Source organism: Nocardiopsis sp. NPDC007018 (genome assembly GCF_040635075.1).
Taxonomy (GTDB): Bacteria; Actinomycetota; Actinomycetes; order Streptosporangiales; family Streptosporangiaceae; genus Nocardiopsis.
Window position 1 is genome coordinate 41041 of sequence record NZ_JBEYHA010000015.1, and the last position, 26928, is coordinate 67968.

Sequence of the window (26928 nt, forward strand, 5' to 3'; positions counted from 1 at the left end):
GAACACGCCGACGGCGGGCTCCCGTGACAGTCGGGGCGAGCCCGCCGCGATATGCCATCGCCGCACGTCATGGCAGCGGCAAGGTGCCTCGCGGCGCCGGTCCTACCGGGGGGGGCGCCGACACGTCCGTTCCCCGCGGGTCCACGGGGCGGGTGAAGCGGCGGCACACGTACACGCGGGCGAACGCGGCGCGCAGCCGTGCCTCCTCGGCAGGGTCCGCGTGTAGGAAGGCCCCGCCCACGTGGAACCCGACGCGGGGGGTCACCGCCTCCGCGGCCTCGTCCCCCTCGGCGTGGACGTGCAGGTAGTGGTCGTGGTCGGTGAAGCCCCGTGCCCGGTACCAGGCCAGGGTGTCGGCGTCGTCGCGGGTCCAGGCGTCGAGTGTGCGGACCCCGGTGCCCCGGAGCCGGGCCAGGAGCGCCTCCAACAGGGCGGTCCCGATTCCCCGCGCCCGGTGGTCGGGGTGGACCGCGACGGTGTCGATCGTGGCGCGGGCCCCGGACCTTTCGGCGTCCAGGATGCCGACGACGGTGGCGCCGGAGACGGCCACCAGCTCCACACAGGGCCGGTCGAACTCCGGCTTGGTCGTCTTCACGTCGTCGAAGTAGGCGGTGTGGAGGAAGGACAACACCCGGCAGCGCAACCACCCCTCCTCGTCGGCGGGACGGTAGGGGCGAATCTCCAAGGGGGCCATCCGGCCCATTCTGGGCGGCCTCCGCCACGTGCACCACCGGTTTTCTCCGGACCCGTTCCCCGTGTCACGGGTGCGGGGCGTGACACGGGCATGACCTCCGTGACTTTCGCCCGCAGCGGGCCCGGCCGAAGAATCGGGACCATGACCTCCTCTGACACGCAGCACCCCCCGCAGGACCCGCCGGTCACCGACCCGCCCGCTCCCGAGCGCCACCGACGGCCCAGGGCGCAGGCCGCGCCCCGCCGAGTGCTGCTGACGGCCCTCGTGATCGGCACCGCCGCGGCCCTGGCGGCCCACCTGCTCTTTCCCCTGCTCCCGCACCGGGCGCCGGTCGCGGCGGTGGAGCTGGAGGGTGACGACGCCCTGGCCGCCGACGTGGCCGCCGCCCTGGACACGGGCCAGATCCAGGGGCTGGCGGTCGCCCGATTCCGCAACGACGCCCCGGACCGGGTCGAGTGGGTGACGGCGGGGACCGCCGACGGCGCGGCCCCGATCACTCCGGACACCCGGTTCGAGACCGCGTCGGTGTTCAAGACCCTCACCGCGATGACCCTGGCGGACATGGTGGACCGAGGGGAGACCTCACTGGACCGCACCCTGGAGGAGGTGTTCCCCGACGCCGAGTTCGGCGACCCGGCCTTCGCCGAGGCCACCCTGGAGGACCTGGCCACCCACCACGCCGGGTTCGTGACCCAGGTCGAGACCGGATGGCTCGGCACGCTGCGGGGCCTGGCGACGGGTGACACCTACCGGACGGCGCACCCGCCGCTGGAGTTCGCGGCCTCCGCCGCGCCCCTGGCCCCGGGCCGCCACATGTACAGCAACGCCGGGTACGCGCTCCTCGGGGAGGCGTTGGCCGCCGAGTCCGGGACGCCCTACCCGGAGCTCGTGCGCGAGCGGGTGCTGGAGCCGCTCGGCATGGACGCCACGGTGATCAGCGGTTCGGGGGTGCCCGAGGGCGCCGCGGGTCCGCACCGTGAGCCGGGGGCGCGCAACGAGGACTGGCGCAACACCGACTACGCGGCCGCCGGGGTCGCGACCTGGAGCACCCCCGAGGACCTGGTCCGGTTCATGACCGCTGTGGCGGAGGGCGAGGCCCCGGGCATCGGAGCACTGGAACCGGTCTACAAGGAGGTGGAGGCCGCCGCTCCGGGGACGGGCATGGAGGGGCTGGGTATGGCACTGGGCTGGCATCTGCTGGAAGTCCCCGACGTCGGCCTGGTGACCTGGCACAGCGGCGGCACCAACGGCACCCGCACGATGGTCGCCACGGACGGGGAGCGCTCGGTGGTGATCATGGCCAACAGCTTCGGTGTGGAGGCGCCCGCGCTCGGCTTCCAGCTGCTGGGGGAGGACCCGCAGAGGGTGCAGGGGGTTCCGGCGTGGATCGCGCTGTCCCAGACCCTGCTCATGGTGCTGCTGCCCGCCCTGCTCCTGCTGTCCCTGACGCTGCGCCGTCGCACCCTGGTCACGCAACGGCCGCTCGACCGGCTGCGTCTGGTGTCGCTCACTCTCGGGGCCGTGGCCTGGAGCCTGTTCGCGGCGCGGCTGGGTGGCTGGGTGGCGACCCCCGTGGTCGTGTGGGCGCTGGGGGTCGGGCTGATCGCGGCGTCGGTCGTGGTGGGGTCCTGGCACTGGAGCCGGGTTCCGGTGGAGGCGGGACGGTGGCGTTGGCTGCACGTACCGGTGTTCGCCGTGTCGGTGCTGTTCTCGCTCGCCCTGGGAGGCCTCATGGCCTGGGGTGCCGCGGTCGCCTGGGGCTGACGGCCTCAGCGGTCCCGGTCGCCCTCCCGCGAGGTGAACCAGAGGGCGAGGGCGGTGCGGTCCCGCAGACCGAGCTTGCGCAGCACGTGGGTGACGTGGTTGCGCACGGTTCCCTCGGACAGGAACAGGGCGCGGGCGATCTCGCGGTTGCTGGCCCCGGACCCGACCAGGCGCACCACGTCGAGTTCGCGTCCGGTGAGACCGTGGTCGTCCGCGCCGCCGCGCCGGGCGGGGGTCGGGCGGGCCCCGGCCGCACCGGGTTCCGCCGCCCCCGGGGTTCTGGTCAGTGCGGCGACCATCCGGGCGGCGGCGTGCCCGAGCAGGAGGGTCTCGCCCCGGGCCGCGCGGCGGACGGACTCGGCGACCTCCTCGGGTTCGGCGTCCTTGAGCAGGTACCCCTTCGCACCCGCCCGCAGGCAGGCGAAGAGGTGCTCGTCCTCGTCGAAGCTGGTCAGCACGACAGCCGCCACGTCGGGGTGGCGCGCCGCCAGCCGCGCGAGCAGGGCGGTGCCGTCCATGCGCGGCATGTGCACGTCGACGAGGGCCACGTGGGGCGGTCGGGCGAGTTCGGGGGAGTCGAGCAGCTCCAGGGCGGCCACCCCGTCCTCGGCCTCGCCCACCACCTCGATGTCCGCTTCCGAGGCCAGCAGCCGGGCCATGCCCCGGCGGACGATCCGGTGGTCGTCCACCAGGAGCACCCGGACCCGTTCCCCTTCGTGGTGGGGCCTCGACATCACGCCGCCTCCAGTTCCCGTGCGCGTTCGTTGGTCGTGAGCGGCAGCCGGGCACGGAGTTCGAACCCGCCTCCGGCCCGGGGCCCGGTCTCCAGGGTTCCACCCAGTGCGGTCAGGCGCTCGCGCAGCGCGGTCAGCCCGAAGCCGGGGGCACCGTCGTCCGGCCCCCTCCCGTCGTCGGCCACGACCAGCTCCAGCGCCCGCGCTCCGGTGCGCACGTCCACGTCGACCCGGCTTGCTCCGGAGTGGCGCAGCGCGTTGGTCAGCGCCTCCTGTACGCACCGGAAGGCGACCAGCTCGGCTTCGGCGTCCAGGTCCTCGGGCCACGCGCCGCCGCTGGTGAAGGAGGTGGCCACTCCGAGTTCGCCGAAGGAGTCCGTGAGCGAGCGCAGGGCGGCCGCCCCCGAGCGTTCGGTGAGCGCGACGGGTTTGAGCGCCCGCACCCAGCGGCGGGTGTCGGCCAGGGTCTCCTTGGTGAGCCTGCGGGCCTGGCCGACGTCCTCGCGCAGGCCGTCCAGGAGGTCGGGCGGCAGGTCCGGGGGTAGGGCGGCGACCGCCCGCTCGGCGTTGACCAGGCACAGGTGGACGGCGCTGAGGTGGTGGCCGGTGCTGTCGTGCATCTCCCGGGCCATCCGGTCCCGCTCGTCGGCGATCGCGCGCTCCCGGTCGCGGGCGGCGTGCGCGCGCAGGAGCTCGTGGGCCTGTTCCAGCTCCTCCAGGAGTTCGCGGGTGCGGTGGGCCTGCCGGGCCGCGCCGACCAGCGCCCGCACGGCGGTGAGCACCCCGAGTCCGTAGAGCAGCAGGAGGGCCCCGTTGAACAGCGCGTAGCCGAACGCCAGACCGGCCAGGCCCAGGACGGTGTTGAGCAGCGCGAACACCACGGCCATGGCCAGGCCGCCGCGTAGGCCGAATGCGCACAGTGCCAGGGCGAGGGCGACGGCGACCAGACCGTGGAGACCGAACTCGGCGGTGAGCGGCATGACCACCGTGCAGGAGACCAGGAAGGCCACGGTGGCCGCCCGTCGGGGTGCCGGGGCGCCGGGCTCCCACGCGGTGAACGGCCACAGCGCGCACACCGGCACCAGGGCACCCAGCATGAGGAGGAAGACGGGGTCGGGGTACGCGAAGTGCGCGGGGACGAACCGGCCCTCCGCCAGGGCGTTGAGGGAGCGCACCAGGACGTAGCTCAGCACCACGGACCCGAACACGAGGTGCGCGACGGGACGCGGGCGGGGGCCGCGCGGGTCCAGGAGGTCGACCAGCGACCGCCGAGGGAGATCGGTCATGGCCCCACCCTCCCAAAGGCGGCGTCCCCGCGCGAAGGGAGTATGACGGATGTCCCATGACACCGGTGACTGTCCACGGGGTCCTCGGGGGGTAAGGATGGGGGTATGGGAGAGGAATCGCCGACATCCGGGTCGGGCGCGCACGCACCGTCCGGTTCCGGGCTGTTCCTGTACGACCGGGACTGCGGCTTCTGCCAGCGCGCGGTCGCGTTCGCCCGGGACCGCCTGCGCACCCGCACCGCCTTCGCGGCCTGGCAGGACTGCGACCTGCCCGCTCTGGGGCTGACGCCGGAGCAGACCGACGCGCGTGCCTGGATCGTCTATCCGGACGGGCGGCGGTTGGCCGGGGGCGACGCCGTCGCCGGGGTGCTCCTGGGGGGCGGGCGCCCGACCCGGGTCCTCGGCCGGTTCCTTCTGCTGCCCGGTGCGCGGGTCGTGAACCGCGCCGTCTACCGGGTCGTGGCCGCGAACCGGCACCGCCTCCCCGGCGGAACCTCCTCCTGTACCCTGCCGACCGCGAAGTGAGGACCACCCCGTGCGCCACCCGCCTCCGGCCCCGGGGCCGACGACGCTCCAGGCCGCGACCGACCAGATGATGCCCCCGTTCGCGGCCCTGGCCATGGCGGGATGCCTACTACTCGTCACGGCCGTCCTGGTGTACGTCGGTGTCCAAGGGGGGCGGCGCGGGCTGCGTCCCAGCCCGTTCGTCGGTATCTGCACGGCCTACACCCGCTCCAGCGAGTCCGCCTGGTACGCGGTGCACAAGGCCGCGGCTCGCTGGAACGTCGCCGCCGGTCTGGTCTGTCTGCCCGGACTGTTCTGGCTGCCGCTGGCTGCCACCCCCGAAGGCCAGGCCGCCGCCGTGCTCGTCCCGATCGGAGCCTCCACGGTGGTGCTCCTCACCGGTGTGCTCCGGGCCCACCGGGTGGCGCGGGAACGCGAGGCGCGTGAGGCGGGCCGGGCGGACCTGCCCTGAGCTCAGGCCGCCGCGCGCAGGGCCCGGCACACGTCCAGGACCCGTCCGCGCAGCACCGCGCCGCGTTCGGCGAAGTCCCGCTGGTACTCCATGTAGGCGGCCTTGCCCTCGGCGGTCTCGATCCGTACCGGGTCGTACCCCCACGCGCGCAGGTCGTAGGGGGAGGCGCGCATGTCCAGTACGCGGATCTCCTTCGACAGCTCGAAGCAGTCGGCCACCAGTTCCGAGGGGACCGCCGGGGTGAGCTTGTACGCCCACTTGTACAGGTCCATGTTGGCGTGCAGGCAGCCGGGCTGGTCGAGTTCGGTCTGGCGTTCCCGGGAGGGCTGGAGGACGTTGAGGGGGCGCGCGGGGCCGGTGAAGAACCGGAACGCGTCGAAGTGCGAGCACTGGACCCGGTGCGACTCCACGACCCGGTCGGTGCCCGCGTGCCCGAGCCGGAGGGGGACCTGCCCGTGTCGGACCTCCTCGGTCCGGTACACCATCGCCCACTCGTGCAGCCCGAAGCAGCCCAGGTGGGCGGGGCGTTCGGCCACCGCCGACAACAGCCGCTCCACGAAGTCCAGCACGGGCCGGGCGGCCAGGAAGGCGGGGACGTCCAGTCCCACCCCGCCCGAGCGCTCGGCGTAGAAGCGTTCGGAGAGCCGTTCGCGGGCGCCCCCGCCCAGCAGTACCGTCCCCGCCCCGGGGTGCCAGCGCCGCAGCTGTGCGGGCTTGAGGTTGTAGTAGGTGAACAGGAAGTCCTCGACGGGGTGGCGCTCCCCGGCGCTCCGGCGCCGGACGTGGTCGCCGACCAGGGCGTCGACCCGCCGTGCGTGCAGCTCGGCGCGCTCGCGCCACTCCGTCTCCGCCAGGCCTGCCACGGCCGCGGTCCTCGTTCCCGTCACGGCACCCAGGGTACGCGCGGCCGGTCCCCGGCCCTGCCCTAGGCTGCTGGGGTGCAGATTCCCACCGACGAACAGATCCGCGCCCTCCACGAGCGCCACGCGCCCACGGCCGAGGCCTTCGAGCGCGTGTACTCCCACTGCCGGGCGGTGTGCGAGGTGGCCGAACTGCTCCTGGACCGCGGGGACCGGGGTGTGAACGCCGATCTGGTCCGTGCCGGGTGTCTGCTCCACGACGTCGGCGTCTACCGGCTGATGGACGCGCGGGGGGTGATCGACGGCCCCCGCTACGTCAGCCACGGGGTGCTGGGCCACGGGCTGCTGGCGGAGGAGGGGTGGTCCCGGACCCTGTGCCGGTTCTGCTCGCACCACACGGGCGTGGGTGTGACCCGTGAGGACGTCGTCTCCCAGGGCCTGCCGGTCCCCGTCGCGGACTACCTCGCCGAGACCCCGGAGGAGGAGCTGGTGATGTACGCCGACAAGTTCCACAGCAAGAGCGAACCGCCGGTCTTCCTCACCGCCGCGACCTACGCCGCCAAGGTGCGCCGCTTCGGACCGGAGAAGGAACGCCGTTTCCGGGAGCTGGTCGAGCGCTACGGGGAACCGGACCTGGCCGCCCTGTCCCGCGCCCACGGGCACGCCCTGGTCTGACCGCTCCGGCGCGGGGCGCGGCGCTCAGTTCGACTGCTGCACCGGCAGGTGCCTTCCCAGGTAGCCCACGTACACGCGGTTGGTGGTGTCCGGGCCCAGGTGCGGGAAGAAGTAGAGCCGCGGACAGATGCCGTACTCGGTGTCCAGCTTGATGTGCGCGTACATCGGGACCCGGCCGTCCGGCTCCACCTCGGCCGGTACCCGGAAGACCCGCTTCTCGTGGAGCTTGCCCCGGTTGCGGACGTGGTCCGACTCCTGCGAGGCCAGCCGCTTCACCGGGATGACCCGGTACCCGTTCGGCGGTTCGCGCAGGTAGGAGTGGAACCCCAGTCCGCTCCCGGGGTTGTCGAACTGGTAGCGGGCGTAGTCGTTCAGGGCCAGCAGGGCCTCCCAGGCGCGAGTCACCCACAGCCCCTCCTTGCGGCTGTCGGAGAGTTCGCGCACCGTCTGGTCCTCGATGGTGAAGAACAGGTGCGGCAGCGCGGAACCGTCGGTGATGCGCTCCAGTAGCTCCACGACGTTGGACGGCGGTCGCAGCTCGGTGTCGCGCGGGGCCGGTTCGGCGGCCAGTCGGAACAGGCCCTCCTCCCGCACACGGTCGCGCAGCCACCGCGCCTCGAACCGGGCGGATCGACGCTCCTCCCGGGCCAGCGCCAGCTCCTCGGCCAGGTCGGAGTTCTCGGCGAGCGCCGCCTGGTGTTCCTCCGACAGCTCCCCGATCCGCGCGTTGAGCCTGCGCACCTCCTCGCGGAGCCGCCGCACCTGGTGTTCCTGGGCCTGGGCGGCGGCGCGCTCCAGGGAGGAGGCGGAGTCGTGTTCCGACTGGTGTGCGATGACGTTCCCCGATCCTGTGGGTGCCCGTGGGGGAACGGGGGCACGGGTGCGCGGACCCCGGCGCAGGTCCTCGGTCTCCTCGGTGAGAAGGCCGTCGATCGCCCGGAGCGCGTCGGGCAGGCCCAGGCCGAGCGCGTTGTCGCGCACCCGCCTGGACAGGGCCGCGCCCACCCAGTTGCGCACGCGTTCGCCGTCGCGTGCCGTGTCGAGGGTGCTGGGGCTCATCCGGGGGTGGCGCCGGGCGTCCGAGGCGTCGGCCGGGTCCACGCCCGGCAGGAGGGTGCGCACTCCGCCCGGGGGCACGTCGAGGCCGCGGGGCAGCAGCGCGCCCACCCGGTCCAGTGCGGCCCCGTCCAGGACGTATCCGGCGCACATGCCGGTGCACCGTGACAGGGCCCCGGCCATCGACGCGCGCCAGCTGGCCACGGTGACGTCGCGCGGCGCGCCGGTGGCCACGATGGCCAGACGGCGCAGCGGGTCGTGGATGGTCGAGAGGAGGGCGGCCACGTCCCCGTCGTCGTGTCCCCGCACGATCCGGGGAGAGGACGGCAGGGGATGGGCACCGTCGTGGGCGTCGACCGCCTCCAGCAGCATGCGCGCGACCTCGGGCGGCATCACGTCGGGGCGGGGGGCGTTCGGGGCGGCGGGGCCGGCGGGGTCGACGGTCATGTCGATCCACACGTGGCTCCACGGGGAGAGTTCGGGGTCCACGACCACCGTGGCCAGCGTGCGCCACACACCCTCGGGTTTGTCGGACTCGGTGGTCAGCCGCAGGAAGGTCAGGCCCTCGTCGGCGTTGTGGTGGCGTACCACCAGCGCACGGGAGCGGTTGCTCAGCTCGTACCGGCCCGGAGCGGTGAAGTCGACCCGCGCCCCCGAGTTGCCGCGCTTGCTCAGCCAGCGGGACAGGACGGAGGAGGCGACCGCGACCAGGTCGCCGTCGTGGTGGACCGCGACCATCGTGCGGTAGACGAGCGGCAAGGGCACCCCCGGGTTCCCGTCGGCTGCTGCGGACCCGGGGGTGCGGGTCACCGCCCCGCGGCCTCCAGGTCGTACTCTCCGTTTACCCAAGGAACGGCCAAGTCATCAATCGCCACACGCCAGTGCGCTCCGGGGATCTCCTCGCGCAGCCGGGCGAGGGCGGCCAGGTAGTGGCGCAGGTGTGCCATGACGGGCAGGGGGCCGCTCGCGGAGTGGGAGAGCTTGCTGGCCCCGGCGAACAGTTCTCCGGCGCCCGCGTACACGGCGTACGGGGCCAGGGGCTCGAAGAGTTCGGGGGGTCCCAGGGCCGGGTCGGTGACCTCTCCCAGGGCGATCCACTCGGGCAGCAGGCGCTCGGCGTGGGCGGCCAACGCCCGCTCGCCCTCGGCCGTGATCCGGTCCACGGCGGCGCGTTCGGTGTCGCTGAGCGGGGTGTCGCGGCGGGCGCTGTAGTACAGGCTGACGCTCAAGGGGGCTCCTGGTGGGTCGACTGCTCCCAGGATGGTCGGCGGGGCCGACACTTTCCGTGCGCGTGCGCCACCGGGATGACCGTCCGCAACCCCTCCACCGGAGGGACGGCGGGCGGCGATGACCGACCGCACCCACGAGCGGGCGCCGGTGCTGACCGGGATCGACCCGTAGGGGCCACGGCGCGACGCGCACGGGGGCGGCGGCCGGTGTGCGGCCGCCGCCCCCGTGGCACCCCTCGTGCGCGGCGTCCTACAGCTTCGAGGCGTGGTCGAAGAGGTCGCGGGCCTCGGTGCCCAGGCGGGGCCCGTACTGGGTGCCGCGGTCGTCGGCGTACTTGAAGCTCACCACGGACGAGATGGTGCCGGTGCCGGTGGCCGGGTCGAAGCCGGAGAACCAGGGTCCGCCGCTGGAGCCCTGGGTCATGGTGCAGCGCACCCCGTTGGCGGTGGTGCCGCCGGTGTCGGCGACGGTCCGGCCGGAGCAGTAGTGGAGTTCGCGGCCGTTGTAGGGGGAGGCGGCCGGGTAACCGAAGGTGTACACCTGCACGCCCCTGGACACGCTCTGCTCGGTCCAGGTGTCGAAGGAGATCCGTTGGGCGCCGACGCGGTCCTGCACCGCGGTCCCGCCGTCCTCGTTGAGCACGACCATCGCGAAGTCGTAGCTGTCGTCGGCCCGGTTGGACCACTGCGGGACGACCATGAGGTCGCGGGCGGTGAACTTGCCGTGCGGGCTGTCCCCGGAGGAGTAGCCGGGGACGAAGGTCCAGTTCTGGGCCCAGGAGCCCTTCCCGTCCTTGGCGCAGTGCCCGGCGGTGACCAGGGTGCTGCGGTTGGCGGAGTCCACGACCGAGGCCGAGCAGGTGAAGTCGCGGCCGTCCATGGTCAGGTAGACCTTGCCGGTGGTCCTGGTGACCTTCCCGCCGTCGTTCCAGCGGTCGCCGTCGCTGTTGGGGCTGGAGGCCTGCGGTTCGGTCCCGGCGGAGCTCTGGAGCGGTTCGGTCAGCCCGAGGGTGGACTCGACGAGGCTGGTGATGGGCTGGGCGGCGGCCATGCGGTCGCTCGTCCAGTAGTCGAGGACGGCGGTGCGCTGCTCGTTGGTCACGGCCCCGGTCTGGTGGACGACCCCGTCCATACGGGAATGGGGGGCGGCGCTCTGTGGAGCGGGTCCCCCCCGGGCGAGGGCGTCCGGGAGGGCGGCGGAGGAGTGGACGGCGTGGGAGACGGCGGCGGCCGGGGCGGGCAGGTGGTCGATGAGGGCGAGACCCCCGAGGGCGACCGCGGCTGCGGCCAGCGGGGCGAAGATCCTGCGTGCGGTGGGCGAGGTCATGCCCCTGATCTTCGCACACTTGGAGTAACGCGATAACTACTTTGGGTTTGTGTCGCGGCTTTCTCGGGAAGACGGCCGCCCGACCTCGCGCGGAGTCGGGCGGGGCCGCCCGACACGTGGCGGTGCGTTGACCGGAACGCGGGGTTTCGGCGCCGATGAGCGCCGAAACCCCGCGTCCGGGGGCACCGGTGTCTACCCGAGCGGGATGGTGACCCGGGTCGGCGCCTCTTCCGGAGAGCTCACCGTGACCCTGTCCCCGATCCGGCTCTCGTTCACGTACCGGGCGTCCCGGCTGTCCACGACCACGGCCAGCCGCTGCCCCGCGGGGACGTCCCAGACCACCGAGGACAGTTCGGTGTCGACCGTCACCGGCTCGCCGGGGGTCGCGCCCCGCAGGGTGTACGGGGCGTGGCTGAGCAGGGAGCCGGTGCCCCGGTCGTTGATCGCGTACAGGTACACGAGGACCGACTGGTCGGCGACGGTCGGGGTGACGGTGAAGGTCACCTCGGGGGTCCCGGCCACCCGGGCGCCCTCGGGGTAGACGGGGCTGGTCCACACGGCGGCCCGGTACCGGTCCACGGTGGGCAGCAGCACGCCGGTGGGCACGTCGAAGAACTGCTGGAGGGCCCCGGAGAGGATCACCGTGCCGCTCTCGGCGGTCGTGCCGATCCCGGTGCGGAAGCCGTACTCCCAGCCCGTGGCGGGCTCGGTGCCCATCGCGCCCTCGCTCCGCCAGCGACCCCAGCTGGAGCTGGGCTCACCGAGGTGGTACTCGTCGGCCGACGCCGTCACCGAGGGCCAGTCCGCGTGCGAGGTCCACCCGCCCGAGCCGTTGTTGGGCTTCACCCGTACCGGTTCCTCGGCGTCGACGCCGTTGTCCTCGCCCTTCAGGTGGTGGTCGAACCAGCGGGCCAGGTCCTCCCACACCTCGTTGGGCAGCCCGACCGCGCCGAAGGCCTCGGGGGTGGCGTGGTCTCCGGGGGTGAGCATGAGCCGCTTGGGGCCGGTCAGCTCCTCGTAGAAGTCGGCGATGTGCCCCGCGGGGAACATGCCGTCGTTCCAGCCGTGCGCCATCATCACGGCGGTGCCGTTGGCGTTGATCCGGTCCACCTTGGTGGCGGCGGAGCGGTCCGGGGCCATCTCCAGGATGGGGTCGACGTTGCCGCGCCGGTACTCGCGCTCCATCTCCCTGAGGGACTCCCCGGGGGTGCCGAGTAGGTTCCCGGCCAGGAGCAGCAGTTCGGCGGACTGCACGTCGATGGTCGCGTTGGGATAGAGGGAGGCCTCCAGGTCGGCCCAGCCGCTCATGGAGCCGACCGCCCGGACCCGGTCGTCCTCGGCTGCGGTGAGCAGGCTGATGCCGCCGCCGTAGGAGATGCCGGCCATACCGATCCGGTCGGGGTCGGCCCCGGTGTTCTCCAGGGCCCAGTCGATCACGGCGCTGGCGTCGGCCCGGTCCTCGGGCCCCGCCACCTCGATGCCGCCGCCGGAGTCCCAGAACCCGCGCGAGGAGTAGGCGACGACCTGGTATCCGGACTCCTCCGCCAGCTTCTTGGCCGCGCCGACGTAGAGGATGTGCGGGGTGGCCCAGGCGGAGGGCATCACGAGCAGCGGGTGCGGGCCCTCGGTGCCGGTGGGGGTGATGACCTTGGCCTTGAGCTCGGTGCCGTCGTGGCTGACGATCGTCTCGTAGCCGATGGTCGAGGCGACGGTGACGGCGGAGGCGGGGGCGGGGGACAGCGCGGCGACCGCGACGGCGGCGGCCACGGCCGCGGTGGACAGGGTGTGGAACCGCGCGCGGAGCGGGACGCGCGCGGGGGAGGAGGAACGCGTACTGACGGAGCGCGTGCTGGCTGGGGGCATGGCGGGAACCTCGGGGGTGGGGGCGGGGAGGCTCCGACGGTCGCTCGCGCCGACGCCGTCGGAAGGGGCCGGGGGTGCCGCACGTGATCGGCACCGCACTCTACTGTGAGGTAACTTACTCGCCAGTCAAGTTAGGTGATCCGGAGCCCGTTGTAAAGACCCCGTCACACGGACGCGCCCGTGCCGTACCGCGCGCCCGTGCCCGGGGCCGCCGCGCCGGGACCGCGCCCCCGGGGTTCGCCCCGCGTTCCCCGCGGGTTGTCCACAGGCCCCGGCGGCGGCGCGCCGGGTGCGCGACAATGGGCGGGTGCGAGAAGAACAGCAGCGAACAGTAGTGATCCTCGGCTCCACCGGTTCGATCGGGACCCAGGCCGTCGACATCGTCCAGCGCAACCCCGGACGCTTCCGGGTGGTCGGGCTGGCCGCCGGGGGCGGCCGCACCGACCTGCTCGCCAAGCAGGCGGTCGAGCTCGGGGTCGGGCGCGTGGCCGTCGCGGACCCGGCCCGGGCCGCCGACCTGACCCGCCTCCTGCGCGAGCAGGGCTCCGAGGCCGAGGTGCTGGTCGGCGCCGAGGGCGTCGCCGCGCTCGCCGGGCACCCCTGCGACGTCGTCCTCAACGGCATCACCGGTGCCCTGGGCCTGGAGTCCACCCTGTCCGCGCTGCGCGCCGGGACCACCCTCGCACTGGCCAACAAGGAGTCCCTCATCATCGGCGGGCCGCTCGTGCGCGACCTGGCCGCCCCCGGCCAGATCGTCCCGGTCGACTCCGAGCACTACGCCCTCGCCCAGTGCTTCCCCCACCTGCCCGAGGGCGAGCTCACCAGCCCCGCCCAGGGCCTGGTGCACGCCGCCCGCTCCGACGTGCGCCGACTGGTGATCACCGCCAGCGGCGGCCCCTTCCGCGGCCGACGCGCCGAGGAACTCGCCGACGTCACCCCCGCGCAGGCCCTGGCCCACCCGACCTGGAGCATGGGGCCGGTCATCACCGTCAACTCCGCGACCCTGGTCAACAAGGGCCTGGAGGTGATCGAGGCCAACCTGCTGTTCGACGTGCCCTTCGACCGGATCGACGTGGTCGTGCACCCGCAGTCGATCGTGCACTCCATGGTCGAGTACGTCGACGGCACCACCCTGGCCAAGGCCAGCCCGCCCAGCATGATGATCCCGATCGCCTACGGCATCAGCGCCCCCGAACGCGTCCCCGACGCCGCGCCCGGCATGGACTGGACCCGCGCCCAGAGCTGGACCTTCGAGCCGCTGGACCACGAGGCCTTCCCCGCCGTGCGGCTGGCAGCCGAGGTCGGCGCCTCGGGCGGCACCGCCCCGGCCGTGTACAACGCCGCCAACGAGGAGGCGGTGGACGCCTTCCTCAAGGGAAACCTCGCGTTCCCGGCGATCATGGACACCGTGTCCCAGGTAGTCTCTGAACACCAGAGGGCGGACCGTCCGGGAGCCTCGACCCTGACCCTGGACGACGTGTACGCCGCTGACACCTGGGCCCGAACCCGCGCGCGCGAGCTGCTCACCCGCGGCTGAGGACCGACATCGGCTTGAGGAGTGGTGCATGGTCGTTCTGCTGACGGTGGTCGGGATCGTCCTGTTCGTCGTGGGACTGCTGCTCTCGATCGCCTGGCACGAGCTCGGCCACATGACCGCGGCCAAGGCGTTCGGGATCAAGTGCACCGAGTTCATGGTGGGCTTCGGCAAGACGCTCTGGTCGGTGCGCAGGGGCGAGACCGAGTACGGGATCAAGGCCATTCCGCTGGGCGGGTTCGTGCGCATGGTCGGCATGCTGCCGCCCGCCCGCGAGCGGGCCGACACCGGGGCCAAGAAGATGTCCCGGTGGCGGGCGATGGCCGAGGACGCCCGCGAGGCCTCCTTCGTGGAGCTGTCTCCCGAGGACCAGGACCGGCAGTTCTACCAGCGCGCCCCCTGGAAGCGCCTGATCGTGATGTTCGCCGGGCCGGGCATGAACCTCATGCTCGCGGTCATCCTCCTCGGCGTGCTCTTCATGGGCATCGGCGTGCACAAGGAGACCCCGCAGATCGGGTCGGTGCGCGAGTGCGTCGTCCCGGCCGGGGTCACCGCCACCGAGTGCACCGACGCCTTCGCCCCCACCCCCTCCCACGAGGCGGGCCTGGAGCCCGGCGACGTCATCGTCTCGATCGACGGCGAGCCCGTGACGGGCGCCACCGTCAACCGGCAGATCCGCCAGTCCCTGGGCAGCACCGAGTTCGTGGTCGAGCGCGACGGTGAGCGCCTCACCACCGACGTCGACATCGTCGAGAACGAACTGCCCGCCCGGGACGCCGACGGCAACATCGTCTACGAGACCGACGAGAACGGCGACCTCGTCTACGACGACCAGGGCCGCAGGGTCGCCGCCACCGAGGTCGTCGGGTTCCTGGGCGTGGTGTTCGTCCAGGAGCGCCAGCCGCTGAGTGTGGGGGAGTCGGTCTCCGAGGTCGGCTCCATGCTGGTCGGGGTCGGAGAGGCGATCATCGCCCTGCCCAGCCGGGTCCCCGAGGTGTTCGGCGCGGCGTTCCTGGGCGAACAGCGCACCGAGGACTCCCCGGTGGGCATCGTCGGCATCTCCCGCATCGGCGGCGAGATCATGTCGCAGGGCCTGCCCGTGGTCGACACCGTCGCGATCATGATCAGCATCCTGGCCAGCGTCAACCTCTTCCTCTTCGCCTTCAACATGCTGCCGATCCTGCCGCTGGACGGCGGGCACATGGCCGGGGCGGTCTGGGAGTCGGTCAAGAAGTGGACGGCGCGGCTGTTCAGACGCCCCGACCCCGGTCCGGTGGACGTCGCGCTGCTGACACCGGTGGCCTACGTGATCGTGGCCTGTTTCCTGGTGTTCAGCGTGATCCTGCTCGTCGCCGACCTCATCAACCCGGTCCGGCTCTTCGGATGATCTCCGGCCACCCCCTCAGGAGCGCCCCCCGCACCCCCTGAGGGGGTGAACACCGGTTGAACTGGTGTGAGCGCGGCCACGAAGGGCCGAGCGCCGCCCCAAGGGCGGGTAACCTGGGGGTCGCGTACCGGGATCGCCGCCGTGGCCGAGGCCACCGGGACGGATCTCCCGGAAGACGCCCGCGCGGGCGCGGTGTGCGCGCCCCGTTTCTCCACGACCGGACGACATCAAGTGCCGCCCCTCCCTCCGGCGGCAGACGAGGTGAACCTAGCGTGACCATTGATCTCGGTATCCCCGCCACCCCGCCGCGCCCGCTGGCGACCCGGCGCAAGACCCGGCAGATCATGGTCGGGAACGTCCCGGTGGGCGGCGACGCTCCCGTGTCCGTGCAGTCGATGACGACGACCCGCACCTCCGACATCAACGCGACCCTCCAGCAGATCGCCGAGCTCACCGCCTCGGGCTGCCAGATCGTCCGTGTGGCCGTCCCCACCAACGACGACGCCGACGCGCTGCCGATCATCGCCAAGAAGTCGCAGATCCCGGTGATCGCCGACATCCACTTCCAGCCCAAGTACGTGTTCGCCGCGATCGACGCCGGGTGCGCGGCCGTGCGCGTCAACCCGGGCAACATCAAGAAGTTCGACGACAAGGTCGCCGAGATCGCCAAGGCGGCCTCGGCAGCCGGGACCCCGATCCGTATCGGCGTCAACGCCGGATCGCTCGACAGGCGGCTGCTCGCCAAGTACGGCAAGGCCACCCCCGAGGCGCTGGTGGAGTCCGCGCTCTGGGAGTGCTCGCTGTTCGAGGAGCACGGTTTCCAGGACATCAAGATCTCCGTCAAGCACAACGACCCGGTCGTGATGGTCAACGCGTACCGGCTGCTGTCGCAGGCCTGCGACTACCCGCTGCACCTGGGCGTCACCGAGGCCGGACCGGCCTTCCAGGGCACCATCAAGTCCGCCGTGGCCTTCGGCGCGCTGCTGTCGGAGGGGATCGGCGACACCATCCGCGTGTCCCTGTCGGCGCCGCCCGCCGAGGAGGTCAAGGTGGGCGCGCAGATCCTGGAGTCCCTGGGCCTGCGCGAGCGCGGCCTGGAGATCGTCTCCTGCCCGAGCTGCGGCCGCGCCCAGGTGGACGTGTACACGCTCGCCGAGGAGGTCACCGCCGGTCTGGAGGGCCTGGAGGTGCCGCTGCGAGTGGCCGTCATGGGCTGTGTCGTGAACGGCCCGGGTGAGGCGCGCGAGGCCGACCTGGGCGTGGCCTCGGGCAACGGCAAGGGCCAGATCTTCGTCAAGGGCGAGGTCATCAAGACGGTCCCCGAGTCCAAGATCGTCGAGACGCTGATCGAGGAGGCCATGCGCATCGCCGAGGAGATGGGCGAGGCCGGGGTCCAGGGCGAGCCCAGCGTGTCCGTGGCGGGCTGATCCGCACCGCCCCCTGAGGGGGCCACCGATCAGAGGGGGTACGGCGTGCGCCGTGCCCCCTTTGCCGTGCCCGGACCCGCGTCCGACTCGGAGGTGGGCACCCGTGTGCCCCGTTGGGGAACACGCGGGACCGCCGGAGGCTTACACCCACCGGTGGCCCGGACCGGCGCCACCGCCGGTCCGGGGGCAGGTCCGCGATGAGTCACGTCACGTGGCACGGATCACCACGGTGTGCGTTTTCTTGCGTCAGTGCGCATGATTCGGCCATGGAAAGCGGACAGAGGCAATGAATGTGGGTCATGCTACTCACGCGGCGCCATTAACGTTGCCCGAGGCACAGGTGGGGTCGCGTTGGTTCGAGACGGAGCCGAACCGGTGTGCCCACCCGCAGAACGTCGAGGAGTCCATTCGTGGTGCAGCAGAGGAGCCCCGTGGGGGCGGACGCGTCCGAGTCCACCCTGGGGCGGCGTCTGAGCCGGCGCAAGCCGGTCGAGAAGCTCGTGGCCGAGACCGAGGGCGACCACGGCCTGCGCCGCACCATGGGGTTCTGGCAGCTGTCCATGATCGGTATCGGCGCCACCCTGGGCACCGGAATCTTCGTGGTGCTCGGTGAGGCGGTCCCGATCGCCGGGCCCGCCGTCATCCTCGCGTTCGTCCTGGCCGGTGTGACCGCGCTGTTCTCCGCGCTGGCCTACGCCGAGATGGCCGGGATGATCCCCGCCTCCGGGTCGGCCTACTCCTACAGCTACGCCACGATGGGCGAGTTCACGGCCTGGGTGTGCGGCTGGTGTCTGATGCTCACCTACGGGGTCTCCGTCGCGGCGGTCGGCGTCGGCTGGGGCCAGTACATCAACGAGCTCCTGCACCTGACCACCGGGCTGTCGCTGCCGGGCGCGCTCCTGGCCGGTCCTCTGGAGGGCGGCCTGGTCAACGTGCCCGCCGCCGTGGTGGTCCTGCTGTCGATGTTCGCCCTGCTCGTCGGGGTGCGGGAGAGCACCCGCGTCAACGCCGTGATGGTGACCGTCAAGGTCGCCGTGCTGGTGATGTTCGTGGCCATCGCGGTCACCGCCGTCCAGCGGGGCAACTTCGCCCCGTTCATGCCGATGGGTATGGCCGGCGTGTCCGCCGCCGGTGCCACCCTGTTCTTCTCCTACATCGGCTTCGACTCCGCCTCCACCGCCAGTGAGGAGGCGCGCGACCCGCAGCGCGACCTGCCGCGCGCCATCATGTTCTCCATGATCGTGGTCACCGCCCTCTACTGCCTGGTGGCCTTCAGCGCGGTCGGCGCCCTCAACTGGACCGAGTTCGCCGAGGGGCGGACCTCCCTGGCCGGCATCCTCACGGTCGTCACCGGAACACCGGTCTGGGCGGTCATCTTCGCCGCCGGTGCGGTGCTGGCCCTGGCCAGCGTCGTCCTGGTCGTCCTCTACAGCCAGACGCGCATCCTCTTCGCGATGTCACGTGACGGCCTGATCCCCGCGGCCTTCTCCAGGGTGGACGCCCACGGCACCCCGCGCGCCAACACGGTCATCACGTCGGTGTTCATCGCCGTGCTGGCCGCGTTCATCCCGCTCGGGCCGCTCGCCGACGCCACGGCCATCGGCACGCTCTTCGCCTTCGCCCTGGTCAACGTGGCCGTGCTGGTACTGCGCAGGACCCGCCCCGACCTCAGGCGGGCCTTCCGGATGCCCGGGGCGCCCGTCACCCCGGTCCTGGGCGTGCTGGCCTGCGCCTACCTGATGGCGAGCATGCCGGTGAGCGTCTGGGCGGCCTTCTGCGCCTGGCTCGCGGTGGGGCTGGCGATCTACTTCGGCTACGGCATGCGCCGCTCCGCCCTGGAGGCCGAGACCGTTCCCGAGGTCCGCGCCTGACCCCGGACGGGGCCGGGGCGTCGGGCGCGGTCGGCGAGTGAGGACGGCGGGGCCGGGGGAATCCCCCGGCCCCGCCGCGCGTTCCCACGGGTGACCGTCGCGAATACGCGAACGAACGGAGCGTGAAGACGCCCTCGGACGCAAAGATGCGCGTCTGATCAGTGCGAACTCGCAACACGGCGCAGGTTCCACACACGGTTCCCACGCCTCCCTCCACCTAGAGTGGACGCGGCCGGACAGCGTCGGCGCACCAGCACACCTCGGGAGGTAGCCAGTCATGCCCGCACCCCTGCGCGTGGCCCTCGACCAGGGCACCGGACGCAGCGGCGACCCCGCCTCCTCGCTCCGTCGCCTCCGAGAGCGTGCCCGCGCCGCCGCCGACCGGGGCGCCGCCCTGCTGGTCACCCCGGAGATGTCGCTGACCGGCTACAACATCGGGGATCGCCTCAGGGAGCTGGCCGAACCGGCGGACGGCCCCCTCTTCGCGGAGGTCTCCCGGATCGCGTCGGACACCGGAGTGGCCGTCGTCTACGGCTTTCCCGAGCTGGACGGCGGCGACGTGTACAACGCGGTGCGGTTGGTGGACGCCACGGGGGTCTCCCGCGCGCTCTACCGCAAGACCCACCTGTTCGGCGCTCTGGACCGCGACCACTTCCGCGCCGGTGACGACCTGGTCGTGCAGGCCGACCTCGACGGCCACCGGATCGGCCTGCTGGTCTGCTACGACGTGGAGTTCCCCGAGACGGTCCGGGCCCACGCCCGGGCCGGGACCACCCTGCTCGTGGTGCCCACCGCGCTGATGGCGCCGACCACCTCGGTGGCCACGCTCCTCGTTCCGGCCCGGGCCATGGAGAACCAGATCCACCTGGCCTACGCGAACCGCTGTGACGCCGAGGGCGACCTCGACTACGTCGGGCTGAGCGCACTGGTGGGACCCGACGGCGCGGAACTGCTGCGCGCGGGGGCCGCCGAGGCCCTGCTCGTCGGCGAGGTGCACCCCGCCGACGTGGCCGCCTCCCGCTCCGAGCTCTCGTACCTGGGGGACCGCCGCACCGACCTGTACCCGGCTCCCGGCGCCCCCTGACGCACCCTCTCCGCGACGACCGCACCACCCGACCACCGCCGCTCACGCGGCGCCCGCTCCCGCCCCAGTGAAGGAGGACCCCATGACGTCCGCCGTACCCACGTCCGCCGGTACCGCGCCCGTGTCCGACCGGCCCGACCACCGTCCGCTGACCATGTCCGGGCCCGACTTCCCGTTCGCCTACGACGCGTTCCTGGCGCACCCCGCCGGTCTGGGCCAGGTTCCCGCCGGGCACCACGGCACCGAGGTGGCCGTCATCGGCGGCGGCCTGTCCGGCGTCGTCACCGCCTACGAGCTCATGAGGATGGGGCTGCGGCCGGTCGTCTACGAGGCCGACCGGATCGGCGGCCGCCTGCGCACCGAGCGCCTGCCCGGGGCCCCCGACGACGTCGTCGCGGAGATGGGCGCGATGCGCTTCCCGCCGACCTCCACCTCGTTCTGGCACTACGCCGACCTCATGGGGCTGCGCACCAGCCCGTTCCCCAACCCGCTCTCGCCCGCCACCCCGAGCACGGTCGTGGACCTCAAGGGCGAGTCGCACTACGCGACGCGTCTGGACGACCTCCCCGAGACCTACCGCGAGGTGGCGCGCGCCTGGGAGCGGACCCTGGAGAGCGTCGAGCACACCCGCATGCAGCGGGCGATCCGCGAGCGCGACGTGGCCACCCAGAAGGAGATCTGGAACGCGCTGGTCGAGCGGCTCGACAACCAGACCTTCTACGGGTTCCTGTGCGAGTCCCCGGGATTCTCGTCCTTCCGCGCCCGCGAGGTCTTCGGGCAGGTCGGGTTCGGCACCGGAGGCTGGGACACCGACTTCCCCAACTCCATCCTGGAGATCCTGCGGGTCACCTACACCGGCGCCGACGACGACCACCTGGGCATCGTCGGGGGTGTGGACCAGCTGCCGCGCCGACTGTGGGAGGCGGCCCCGGACAAGCTGGTGCACTGGGCACGGGGGACCTCCCTGGCCTCGCTCCACGGCGGGCAGCCGCGTCCGGCGGTGACGGCGCTGCGCCGGACGGCGTCCAAGGACTCCCCGGCGGGCAACATCACCGTCACCGACTCCTCCGGCTCCACCCGCGCCTACCCGGCGGCCGTCTTCACGGCGCAGTCGTGGATGCTGCTGTCCAAGATCGACTGCGACGACGACCTGCTGCCGATCGACCACTGGACGGCGATCGAGCGGACCCACTACATGGAGTCGTCCAAGCTGTTCGTACCGGTCGACCGCGCGTTCTGGCGCGACCGCGACCCCGAGACCGGTCGGGACGTCATGAGCATGACGCTCACCGACCGCATGACCCGGGGCACCTACCTGCTGGAGGGCGAGGACCCGGACGGCCCGGCCGCGATCTGCCTGTCCTACACCTGGTGCGACGACTCGCTCAAGTGGCTGCCGCTGTCGCCCAACGAGCGCATGGAGGTCATGCTGGCCTCGCTCGGCAAGATCTACCCGGACGTGGACGTGCGCTCGCACATCACCGGTGACCCGGTCACGGTCTCCTGGGAGGACGAGCCCTACTTCATGGGCGCGTTCAAGGCCAACCTCCCCGGCCACTACCGGTACCAGCGTCGCCTGTTCACGCACTTCCACCAGGACGATCTGGCCGAGCGGCACCGGGGCCTGTTCCTCGCGGGCGACGACGTGTCCTGGACCGCCGGATGGGCGGAGGGAGCGGTGCAGACCGCCCTCAACGCGGTGTGGGGCGTGATGCGCCACTTCGGCGGGGAGACCGACCCGACCAACCCCGGGCCGGGCGACCTGTTCGACGAGCTGGCCCCGGTGGAGCTGCCCGAGGACTGACCGTTCGAGGGGGTCCGGGGCGCGTACGGGGCCGCCGCCGGGCCTCCCGTCCTGGTCGGGGGTGGCCGCTTCCGGCCTGCGGATACGCGTGTTCCGGCGCTTCCGGCGGGTATCGGTCCGGTACCCCTCCCGGTTCCCGCTCCGGGCCCGAGACCTCCCGACGGGATTCCCCCATGCGTACCCCCGACGCCTCCATGCCCACCCCCGCGCGCGACCCCCTCCGCAGCGTCCACTGGTCACCGGCGACGGCATTGATGGCGCCCGTCGTTCTCGTCGCCTGTTTCGTCCTGCTCCTCGAGTTGGGTGAGCTGGCGTGGGAGATCTCCCTGTGGTTCGGCGTCGGGGGTTTCGTCCTCGTCCTGCTCCTCTTGTGGGCCTGGTGTGTGAGCGCCGTCGGCTACGTGACCCTGGTGCGGGAGGACGGGCTCGTCACGGGGGGCTTTCGGACCCTCACCCGGGTCAGGTGGATCGACGTCGAGCGTGTGCGGGTCACCGAGGACGCGCTGATCGAGATACGCACGAGGGACGGGGGACTCGTGGTGGTCCGGACCTACTGGCGTTCCAGGCCCACCATGTTCCTCGGGACCGGCCCGGCCGAACGCATGGCAGAGCGGATCGCCGCGCGGGCCGACGCGGTCCGCGAGGAGCGCGTGTGGCACGACGACGGCCTGTCCCGGGTACGCCGTTCCTGGTCTCCGATACCCGTGCTGATGGCGCCCGTCGCCTACGGTCTCACCTGGTGGGGGTCGTTCCTGGCCGCCAACTGGTACCTCTAGGGCCTGTTGTGCGGATCATTCCGCCCGCCCGTCGCCCTCGTCGGAGGGCTCGGCTCCGGCGGCACCCGCGAGGATGGGTTGGTCCACGAGCCGGGAGAGCACCAGGGTGCTCTTGGTGCGCACCACGAACGGCTCGGCGCCGATCCGCTCGATGACCTCTTCCAGGTGCTGGGTGTCGCGTGCGCGGACCTGCACGATCGCGTCGGCGTCGCCCGTGACGGTGCAGGCCGAGGTGACCTCGGCGTACCCGGACAGGCCGAGGCGGATCTCGCCCGGGGACGTGCGGGCACGGCAGTAGAGCTCGATGAACGCCTCGGTGGTCCAACCGATCGCCCGGGGTTCGACGACCACGGTGAAGCCGCGTACGGCGCCCGAGTCGACCAGCCGGTCGACTCGGCGTTTGACCGCCGAGGGGCTCAGACCGACCTCGCCGCCGATCTCGGCGAAGCTGGTCCGCGCGTCCGCGCCGAGCATCGCGATGATCCGCTCGTCGACACGATCAAGCCGCATGGTGCCCCTTCGTCCCCGTCTGATCTGACCAGGGCACATGTTACCGGGCAGTGCCCGACCGGGGTCCGTGTCGTTTCACGGTGTCACGTCGCGTAGCGGTGAGAATGCAGGTGGACGTCCTGGCCGGTATCGGGGGTAAGAGCGTGCGTTCAACCTGCACACAGTGGGCAGCGGTCTCCGCCGGGGTGCTCCTGGCCTCACTGGTCGCCGTTCCCGCGGCCCGGGCCGCCGCGCCGGTCGAGGCCGTCGCGCCGATCACCCGGCTCGACCAGCGGTCCCTCGACTGGCGGCCCTGCGAGGACCTCGCCCCGGTCGGCGGCACCGAGATGGAGTGCGCGACCCTCACCGTCCCCATGACCCGGACCACCGGGGGAGACCGCGTCGGCGACACCGCCGAGACCCTCCGGATCGCCCTGTCCCGGGTCCCCGCCACCGGCGAGGCCGAGCACACCGTGCTGGTCAACCCCGGCGGCCCGGGCAGTGCGGGACGCCGGTGGGCCGCGGTCACCCACAACCGCATGCCCCAGGAGCTGCGCGAGATCTACGACGTGGTGGCCTTCGACCCGCGCGGCATGGGCGCATCCACCCCCAACGTCACCTGCGACCCCGGGTACTTCGCCCCGGTCCGCAAGGACGCCGTCCCGGCCGACGCCGCCGAGGAGAGGGCGCTGCGCGAGGACGCCCGCGCCTACGCCGACGCCTGCGCCGAGAACGCCGGGCCGCTCCTGGACCACATGCGCACCGAGGACACCGCGCACGACATGGACGCCATCCGGGTCGCCCTCGGCCTCGACCGGATCGACTACCTCGGCTACTCCTACGGCAGCTACCTCGGTACCGTCTACTCCTCGCTCTACCCCGACAGCGTGCGCGCCGTCGTCCTCGACAGCGTCGTCGACCCGAACCTGCCCTGGTACGAGAGCAACCTCGGACAGACCCGCTCCCTCGACCGCGCCGCCGCCAACTTCTTCGACTGGACCGCCCGCCACGACGCCGTCTTCGGCCTGGGCGCCGACGGCGCGTCCGTCGCGTCCGCCTACCACCGCCTGCGCTCCCAGCTCCGGGACGCGCCTTTGGAGGACACGGTCGGGCCCAGCGAACTGGAGAGCGCGGCCGCCGTCGTCGCCTACAGCGGCAACACCTGGCCCGATGTCGCAGCGGCGCTGTCCGCGCAGGTCAACGACGCCGACCCGGCTCCGCTGCTGGAGTTGAACGCGACCTACGGCGACGACGCGGGCAGCGACCCCGGCTACGGCGGATACCTCGCGGTCCAGTGCACCGACTCCCGGTGGCCCCACGACTGGGACACGTGGAGCGCGGACGCCCACCGGGCCCACAAGGACGCCCCCTTCCTGGCCTGGCACAACACCTGGTACAACGCTCCGTGCGCTTCCTGGTCCGGCGAGTCGGAGCCCTGGTTCCAGGTCGGCGACGGCCCCTACGAGCACCCGGCCTACGACGGCGACGTGCTCCTGGTGCACGCCACCGGCGACGGCGCCACCCCCGTGGAGGGGGCCCGCTCCCTGCGCGACCGGCTGCCCGGCTCCTCGCTGGTGATCGAGGACGGCGGCATCACCCACGGCGTGGCCCTCACCGGGAACGCCTGCGTGGACGAGACCGTTGTCGCCTACCTCCGCGAGGGGACCCTGCCCGAGCGCATGGCGGAGGGACCCGACCTGACCTGTGACGCCCGGCCCGAGCCCAGCCCGCGCACCGCGCAGGGGGCCGAGCTCACCCCGGTCGAGCGGCTCGGACCGGTCGGACTCGAAACCTCCAGGTGAGTCCGGACAGGCCGTCGAATAGGCTGGAACCGGCGCGAACCGCCGTGGGCCCACGAACTGACCCGGTGTCCAGCCGGAGACGGTGATCGGGAAGAGGGGGAGATGCGATGCTGCGGACCTCGGCCGTACGGATTCTCGGAGCCCGCGACCGGGATGCCGTTCGCGCGCTCCTGGACGCCGACCCCGTGGGCAACGTCTTCGTGGCCTCACGGCTGATGGCCACCGGCATGTCCGGTGGAGCCGGGGCCGAGCTGTGGGGACACACCGAACGCGGCAGACTCACCGCCCTGTGCTACTCGGGCGCCAACCTCGTCCCGGTCAACGCCGGACCCGCCGCCGTGCGCGGGTTCGCCGACCACGCGCGCTGGCGCGGCCGCCGCTGCTCCTCGATCGTCGGGCCGGTCGAGGCGGTCAACGACTTCTGGCAGCAGGTCACCCCCGCCTGGGGGCCCGCCCGCGCCATCCGGGCCAGCCAACCCGTCCTGGAGATCGACGGCCCGCCCGCCGTCACGCCCGACCCCCTGGTGCGCAGGGTCCGCGTCCAGGAGCTCAACACCCTCGTCCCCGCGTGCGTCGCCATGTTCACCGAGGAGGTGGGGGTCCCGCCGGACTCCGGTGACGGTGGCGCCCTCTACCGGGCCCGCGTCGAGGAGCTGGTCCGCACGGGTCGCGCCTTCGCCCGGATCGAGGACGGGCAGGTGGTGTTCAAGGCGGAGATCGGCGCCGTCACTCCGCAGGCCTGTCAGGTACAGGGCGTGTGGGTCCACCCCGAGCTGCGCGGACGCGGGTACTCCAGCGCGGGTATGGCCGCGGTGGTCAACTACGCGCTCGCCGAGATCGCCCCCCGCGTGACGCTCTACGTCAACGACTTCAACACCCCCGCCCGGGCCACCTACCAGCGCGTCGGTTTCCGGCAGGTGGGGGAGGTCATGTCGGTCCTCTTCTGACCGGCGGACCCAACTGACGGGTCCTCGTCAGATTGCCGACCGGTCCGGCAACCGGCCGGGTGGAGCTGGGTACCGTGGACGGGCTCCCTCACCCGTGCCGCAGAGAGGCCCCATGCTCCACAACCCGACCGGCCGCGCGCGTTTGGGGCTGGCCCTGCTGCTCGCCCTGCTGACCGTGCTGGGCCCGCTCAACATCGACATGTACCTTCCGGCGTTTCCCGAGATCTCCGACGATCTGGGCGCCAACGCCTCCCAGGTGCAGCTGAGCCTCACCGCCTGCCTGGTCGGCCTCGCGGTCGGCCAGGTGGTGATCGGCCCGATCAGCGACGCCCGGGGTAGGCGGGGGCCGCTCCTGGTGTGCGTGGCGCTGTTCGTGCTCGCCTCGGCCCTGTGCGCGCTCGCCCCCGACACCGGGGTGCTGGTGCTGGGCCGGTTCCTCCAGGGCTTCACCGCCAGCGCCGGGGTGGTGCTCTCCCGCGCGGTGGTGCGCGACGTCTTCGACGGCCCGGCGCTCACCCGGTTCTTCGCCCTCATCATGGTGGTGGTCGCGGTCGCCCCCATGGTGGCCCCCGTGGTGGGCGGCGGCGTCCTCATGCTGCCCTCCACCACCTGGCGGAGCGTGTTCTGGGCGCTGGCCCTGCTCGGCGCCCTGATCGTCCTGGTCGTGGCGGTGCGCCTGCCGGAGACGCTCCACCCTCGGCGGCGCATCCCGAGCACCCTGGGCGGCAGCCTGCGCACGATGGGAGCGCTGTTCCGGGACCGCCGCTACCTCGGCTACACGCTGATCGTCGGCCTGCTGCACGGCGGCAGCTTCGCCTACGTGGCCGGGACGCCCTTCGTCTACCAGGACCTGTACGGGGTGTCCCCGCAGGTCTTCGGATTCCTCTTCGGGGTGAACGGGATCGGCATCATCCTGGGCAGCTCCGCGGTGGGCCGGCTCAGCGGCCGCTACGGCGAGCGGCGCCTGCTGGCGGCGGCCGTGGCCGTCGCGGTGGCGGCCACCTCCGTGGTGCTCGCCACCGCGCTCCTCCAGGGACCGCTGGTGCTCCTGGTCGTGCCCATCTTCGTCTACATGACCTGTATGGGCGTGGTCCTCACCGGCTCCTTCGCCCTGGCCATGGAGGGGCAGGAGAACCGGGCCGGGAGCGCCAGCTCCCTGCTCGGAGCCCTACCGATGACCATCGGCGCCGTCGTCGCGCCGCTGGTCGGCCTGGACGAGACCACGGCCGTGCCCATGGGCCTGCTCCTGTGCGCCAGCTCGGCCCTGGGCCTGCTGGTCCTGCTCACGCTGGCCAGGCCGCGCGCGGAGGCCGCGGTGCCGGAGGCCGACCCCCTCCCATGAG

At 72.6% G+C, this 26928-nt stretch carries 23 protein-coding genes; 14 read left to right on the forward strand and 9 right to left on the reverse strand.

The genetic code is table 11. The features are described from left to right. Positions 1-67: 67 nt before the first annotated feature. The gene (locus ABZ635_RS10935; protein WP_357762304.1) at positions 68-694 is read right to left on the reverse strand and encodes a GNAT family N-acetyltransferase; all 627 of its coding nucleotides are present in this window, start codon (positions 692-694) and stop codon (positions 68-70) included. Between the two features lie 141 nt (positions 695-835). On the opposite strand from ABZ635_RS10935, the gene ABZ635_RS10940 reads away from it, so the two are divergent. Beyond that, positions 836-2458, forward strand: coding sequence for a serine hydrolase (locus tag ABZ635_RS10940; protein ID WP_357762306.1), 1623 nt, complete (start codon positions 836-838; stop codon positions 2456-2458). Between the two features lie 5 nt (positions 2459-2463). Here ABZ635_RS10940 and ABZ635_RS10945 read toward each other — a convergent pair whose 3' ends face one another. Further along, on the reverse strand, positions 2464-3192 hold the full coding sequence (locus ABZ635_RS10945) for a response regulator transcription factor (protein WP_357762308.1): 729 nt from the start codon (positions 3190-3192) through the stop codon (positions 2464-2466). Beyond that, complete coding sequence (locus ABZ635_RS10950; protein ID WP_357762311.1) at positions 3192-4478, reverse strand: sensor histidine kinase; 1287 nt, start codon at positions 4476-4478, stop codon at positions 3192-3194. Before ABZ635_RS10950 ends, ABZ635_RS10945 begins: the two co-directional genes overlap by 1 nt. 105 nt (positions 4479-4583) lie before the next feature. Here ABZ635_RS10950 and ABZ635_RS10955 point away from each other — a divergent pair, with 105 nt between their 5' ends. Then, the gene (locus ABZ635_RS10955) at positions 4584-5003 is read left to right on the forward strand and encodes a DUF393 domain-containing protein (protein ID WP_357762314.1); all 420 of its coding nucleotides are present in this window, start codon (positions 4584-4586) and stop codon (positions 5001-5003) included. Between the two features lie 10 nt (positions 5004-5013). Beyond that, positions 5014-5454 carry an SdpI family protein gene (locus ABZ635_RS10960; protein ID WP_357762316.1) on the forward strand — a complete coding sequence of 147 codons (441 nt, stop codon included), beginning with the start codon at positions 5014-5016 and terminating at the stop codon, positions 5452-5454. A 2-nt stretch (positions 5455-5456) separates the two neighbouring features. On the opposite strand, the gene ABZ635_RS10965 is transcribed toward ABZ635_RS10960, so the two are convergent. Continuing rightward, positions 5457-6341, reverse strand: coding sequence for a 3-methyladenine DNA glycosylase (locus tag ABZ635_RS10965; RefSeq protein ID WP_357762318.1), 885 nt, complete (start codon positions 6339-6341; stop codon positions 5457-5459). A gap of 51 nt (positions 6342-6392) precedes the next feature. Between ABZ635_RS10965 and ABZ635_RS10970 the strand changes: the two genes are divergently transcribed. Continuing rightward, a complete protein-coding gene (locus tag ABZ635_RS10970; RefSeq protein WP_357762321.1) occupies positions 6393-6989 on the forward strand; it encodes an HD domain-containing protein in 597 nt (198 codons plus the stop codon). A gap of 24 nt (positions 6990-7013) precedes the next feature. Here the strand turns inward: ABZ635_RS10970 and ABZ635_RS10975 are convergent, their stop codons facing one another. The 4 genes from ABZ635_RS10975 to ABZ635_RS10990 all read right to left on the reverse strand — a co-directional run bounded on the left by ABZ635_RS10975 (position 7014) and on the right by ABZ635_RS10990 (position 12464). Then, positions 7014-8804, reverse strand: coding sequence for a hypothetical protein (locus tag ABZ635_RS10975; RefSeq protein ID WP_357762483.1), 1791 nt, complete (start codon positions 8802-8804; stop codon positions 7014-7016). Between the two features lie 47 nt (positions 8805-8851). Beyond that, positions 8852-9274, reverse strand: coding sequence for a hypothetical protein (locus tag ABZ635_RS10980; RefSeq protein WP_357762324.1), 423 nt, complete (start codon positions 9272-9274; stop codon positions 8852-8854). 250 nt (positions 9275-9524) lie between these two features. After that, positions 9525-10601, reverse strand: a complete 1077-nt coding sequence (locus ABZ635_RS10985) for a trypsin-like serine protease (RefSeq protein ID WP_357762327.1) — start codon at positions 10599-10601, stop codon at positions 9525-9527. Positions 10602-10793: 192 nt separating this feature from the next. Further along, positions 10794-12464: a CocE/NonD family hydrolase gene (locus ABZ635_RS10990; RefSeq protein ID WP_357762330.1), complete on the reverse strand. Its 1671-nt coding sequence runs from the start codon at positions 12462-12464 to the stop codon at positions 10794-10796. 334 nt (positions 12465-12798) lie between these two features. Between ABZ635_RS10990 and dxr the strand changes: the two genes are divergently transcribed. The 7 genes from dxr (at position 12799) to ABZ635_RS11025 (ending at position 22347) form a co-directional block, all read left to right on the forward strand. Beyond that, positions 12799-14001 carry a 1-deoxy-D-xylulose-5-phosphate reductoisomerase gene (dxr, locus tag ABZ635_RS10995; RefSeq protein WP_357762485.1) on the forward strand — a complete coding sequence of 401 codons (1203 nt, stop codon included), beginning with the start codon at positions 12799-12801 and terminating at the stop codon, positions 13999-14001. 28 nt (positions 14002-14029) lie between these two features. After that, positions 14030-15385, forward strand: a complete 1356-nt coding sequence (locus ABZ635_RS11000) for a site-2 protease family protein (protein ID WP_357762333.1) — start codon at positions 14030-14032, stop codon at positions 15383-15385. A gap of 272 nt (positions 15386-15657) precedes the next feature. After that, positions 15658-16812 (forward strand): flavodoxin-dependent (E)-4-hydroxy-3-methylbut-2-enyl-diphosphate synthase, encoded by a 1155-nt coding sequence (gene ispG / locus ABZ635_RS11005; RefSeq protein ID WP_357762335.1) that lies wholly within the window; start codon positions 15658-15660, stop codon positions 16810-16812. Positions 16813-17222: 410 nt separating this feature from the next. Next, positions 17223-18683: an amino acid permease gene (locus ABZ635_RS11010; protein ID WP_357762338.1), complete on the forward strand. Its 1461-nt coding sequence runs from the start codon at positions 17223-17225 to the stop codon at positions 18681-18683. Positions 18684-18960: 277 nt separating this feature from the next. After that, complete coding sequence (locus ABZ635_RS11015; protein WP_357762341.1) at positions 18961-19767, forward strand: carbon-nitrogen hydrolase family protein; 807 nt, start codon at positions 18961-18963, stop codon at positions 19765-19767. An 82-nt stretch (positions 19768-19849) separates the two neighbouring features. After that, positions 19850-21571 (forward strand): FAD-dependent oxidoreductase, encoded by a 1722-nt coding sequence (locus ABZ635_RS11020; protein WP_357762343.1) that lies wholly within the window; start codon positions 19850-19852, stop codon positions 21569-21571. A 173-nt stretch (positions 21572-21744) separates the two neighbouring features. Further along, positions 21745-22347: a hypothetical protein gene (locus ABZ635_RS11025; protein WP_357762346.1), complete on the forward strand. Its 603-nt coding sequence runs from the start codon at positions 21745-21747 to the stop codon at positions 22345-22347. A gap of 15 nt (positions 22348-22362) precedes the next feature. Here ABZ635_RS11025 and ABZ635_RS11030 read toward each other — a convergent pair whose 3' ends face one another. Beyond that, positions 22363-22857: an Lrp/AsnC family transcriptional regulator gene (locus ABZ635_RS11030; protein ID WP_357762349.1), complete on the reverse strand. Its 495-nt coding sequence runs from the start codon at positions 22855-22857 to the stop codon at positions 22363-22365. A gap of 104 nt (positions 22858-22961) precedes the next feature. Here ABZ635_RS11030 and ABZ635_RS11035 point away from each other — a divergent pair, with 104 nt between their 5' ends. From ABZ635_RS11035 to ABZ635_RS11045, 3 genes are all read left to right on the forward strand, one after another. Next, positions 22962-24638, forward strand: coding sequence for an alpha/beta hydrolase (locus ABZ635_RS11035; RefSeq protein ID WP_357762352.1), 1677 nt, complete (start codon positions 22962-22964; stop codon positions 24636-24638). Between the two features lie 107 nt (positions 24639-24745). Continuing rightward, positions 24746-25585, forward strand: a complete 840-nt coding sequence (locus ABZ635_RS11040; protein WP_357762354.1) for a GNAT family N-acetyltransferase — start codon at positions 24746-24748, stop codon at positions 25583-25585. 112 nt (positions 25586-25697) lie between these two features. Continuing rightward, positions 25698-26927 (forward strand): multidrug effflux MFS transporter, encoded by a 1230-nt coding sequence (locus tag ABZ635_RS11045; RefSeq protein ID WP_357762357.1) that lies wholly within the window; start codon positions 25698-25700, stop codon positions 26925-26927. Position 26928 lies beyond the last annotated feature (1 nt).

Excerpts from the sequence above, each read along its gene's own strand:
- ABZ635_RS11045 (WP_357762357.1), top strand. The coding sequence starts at position 25,698 with ATGCTCCACAACCCGACCGGCCGCGCGCGTTTGGGGCTGGCCCTGCTG.
- ABZ635_RS10940 (WP_357762306.1), top strand. The coding sequence starts at position 836 with ATGACCTCCTCTGACACGCAGCACCCCCCGCAGGACCCGCCGGTCACC.
- ABZ635_RS10950 (WP_357762311.1), bottom strand. The coding sequence starts at position 4,478 with ATGACCGATCTCCCTCGGCGGTCGCTGGTCGACCTCCTGGACCCGCGC.
- ABZ635_RS10990 (WP_357762330.1), bottom strand. The coding sequence starts at position 12,464 with ATGCCCCCAGCCAGCACGCGCTCCGTCAGTACGCGTTCCTCCTCCCCC.
- ABZ635_RS11020 (WP_357762343.1), top strand. The coding sequence starts at position 19,850 with ATGACGTCCGCCGTACCCACGTCCGCCGGTACCGCGCCCGTGTCCGAC.
- ABZ635_RS10945 (WP_357762308.1), bottom strand. The coding sequence starts at position 3,192 with ATGTCGAGGCCCCACCACGAAGGGGAACGGGTCCGGGTGCTCCTGGTG.
- ABZ635_RS10935 (WP_357762304.1), bottom strand. The coding sequence starts at position 694 with ATGGCCCCCTTGGAGATTCGCCCCTACCGTCCCGCCGACGAGGAGGGG.
- ABZ635_RS11030 (WP_357762349.1), bottom strand. The coding sequence starts at position 22,857 with ATGCGGCTTGATCGTGTCGACGAGCGGATCATCGCGATGCTCGGCGCG.
- ABZ635_RS10955 (WP_357762314.1), top strand. The coding sequence starts at position 4,584 with ATGGGAGAGGAATCGCCGACATCCGGGTCGGGCGCGCACGCACCGTCC.
- ABZ635_RS11040 (WP_357762354.1), top strand. The coding sequence starts at position 24,746 with ATGCTGCGGACCTCGGCCGTACGGATTCTCGGAGCCCGCGACCGGGAT.
- ABZ635_RS11025 (WP_357762346.1), top strand. The coding sequence starts at position 21,745 with ATGCGTACCCCCGACGCCTCCATGCCCACCCCCGCGCGCGACCCCCTC.
- ABZ635_RS11000 (WP_357762333.1), top strand. The coding sequence starts at position 14,030 with ATGGTCGTTCTGCTGACGGTGGTCGGGATCGTCCTGTTCGTCGTGGGA.
- ABZ635_RS11035 (WP_357762352.1), top strand. The coding sequence starts at position 22,962 with ATGCAGGTGGACGTCCTGGCCGGTATCGGGGGTAAGAGCGTGCGTTCA.
- ABZ635_RS11015 (WP_357762341.1), top strand. The coding sequence starts at position 18,961 with ATGCCCGCACCCCTGCGCGTGGCCCTCGACCAGGGCACCGGACGCAGC.
- ABZ635_RS10985 (WP_357762327.1), bottom strand. The coding sequence starts at position 10,601 with ATGACCTCGCCCACCGCACGCAGGATCTTCGCCCCGCTGGCCGCAGCC.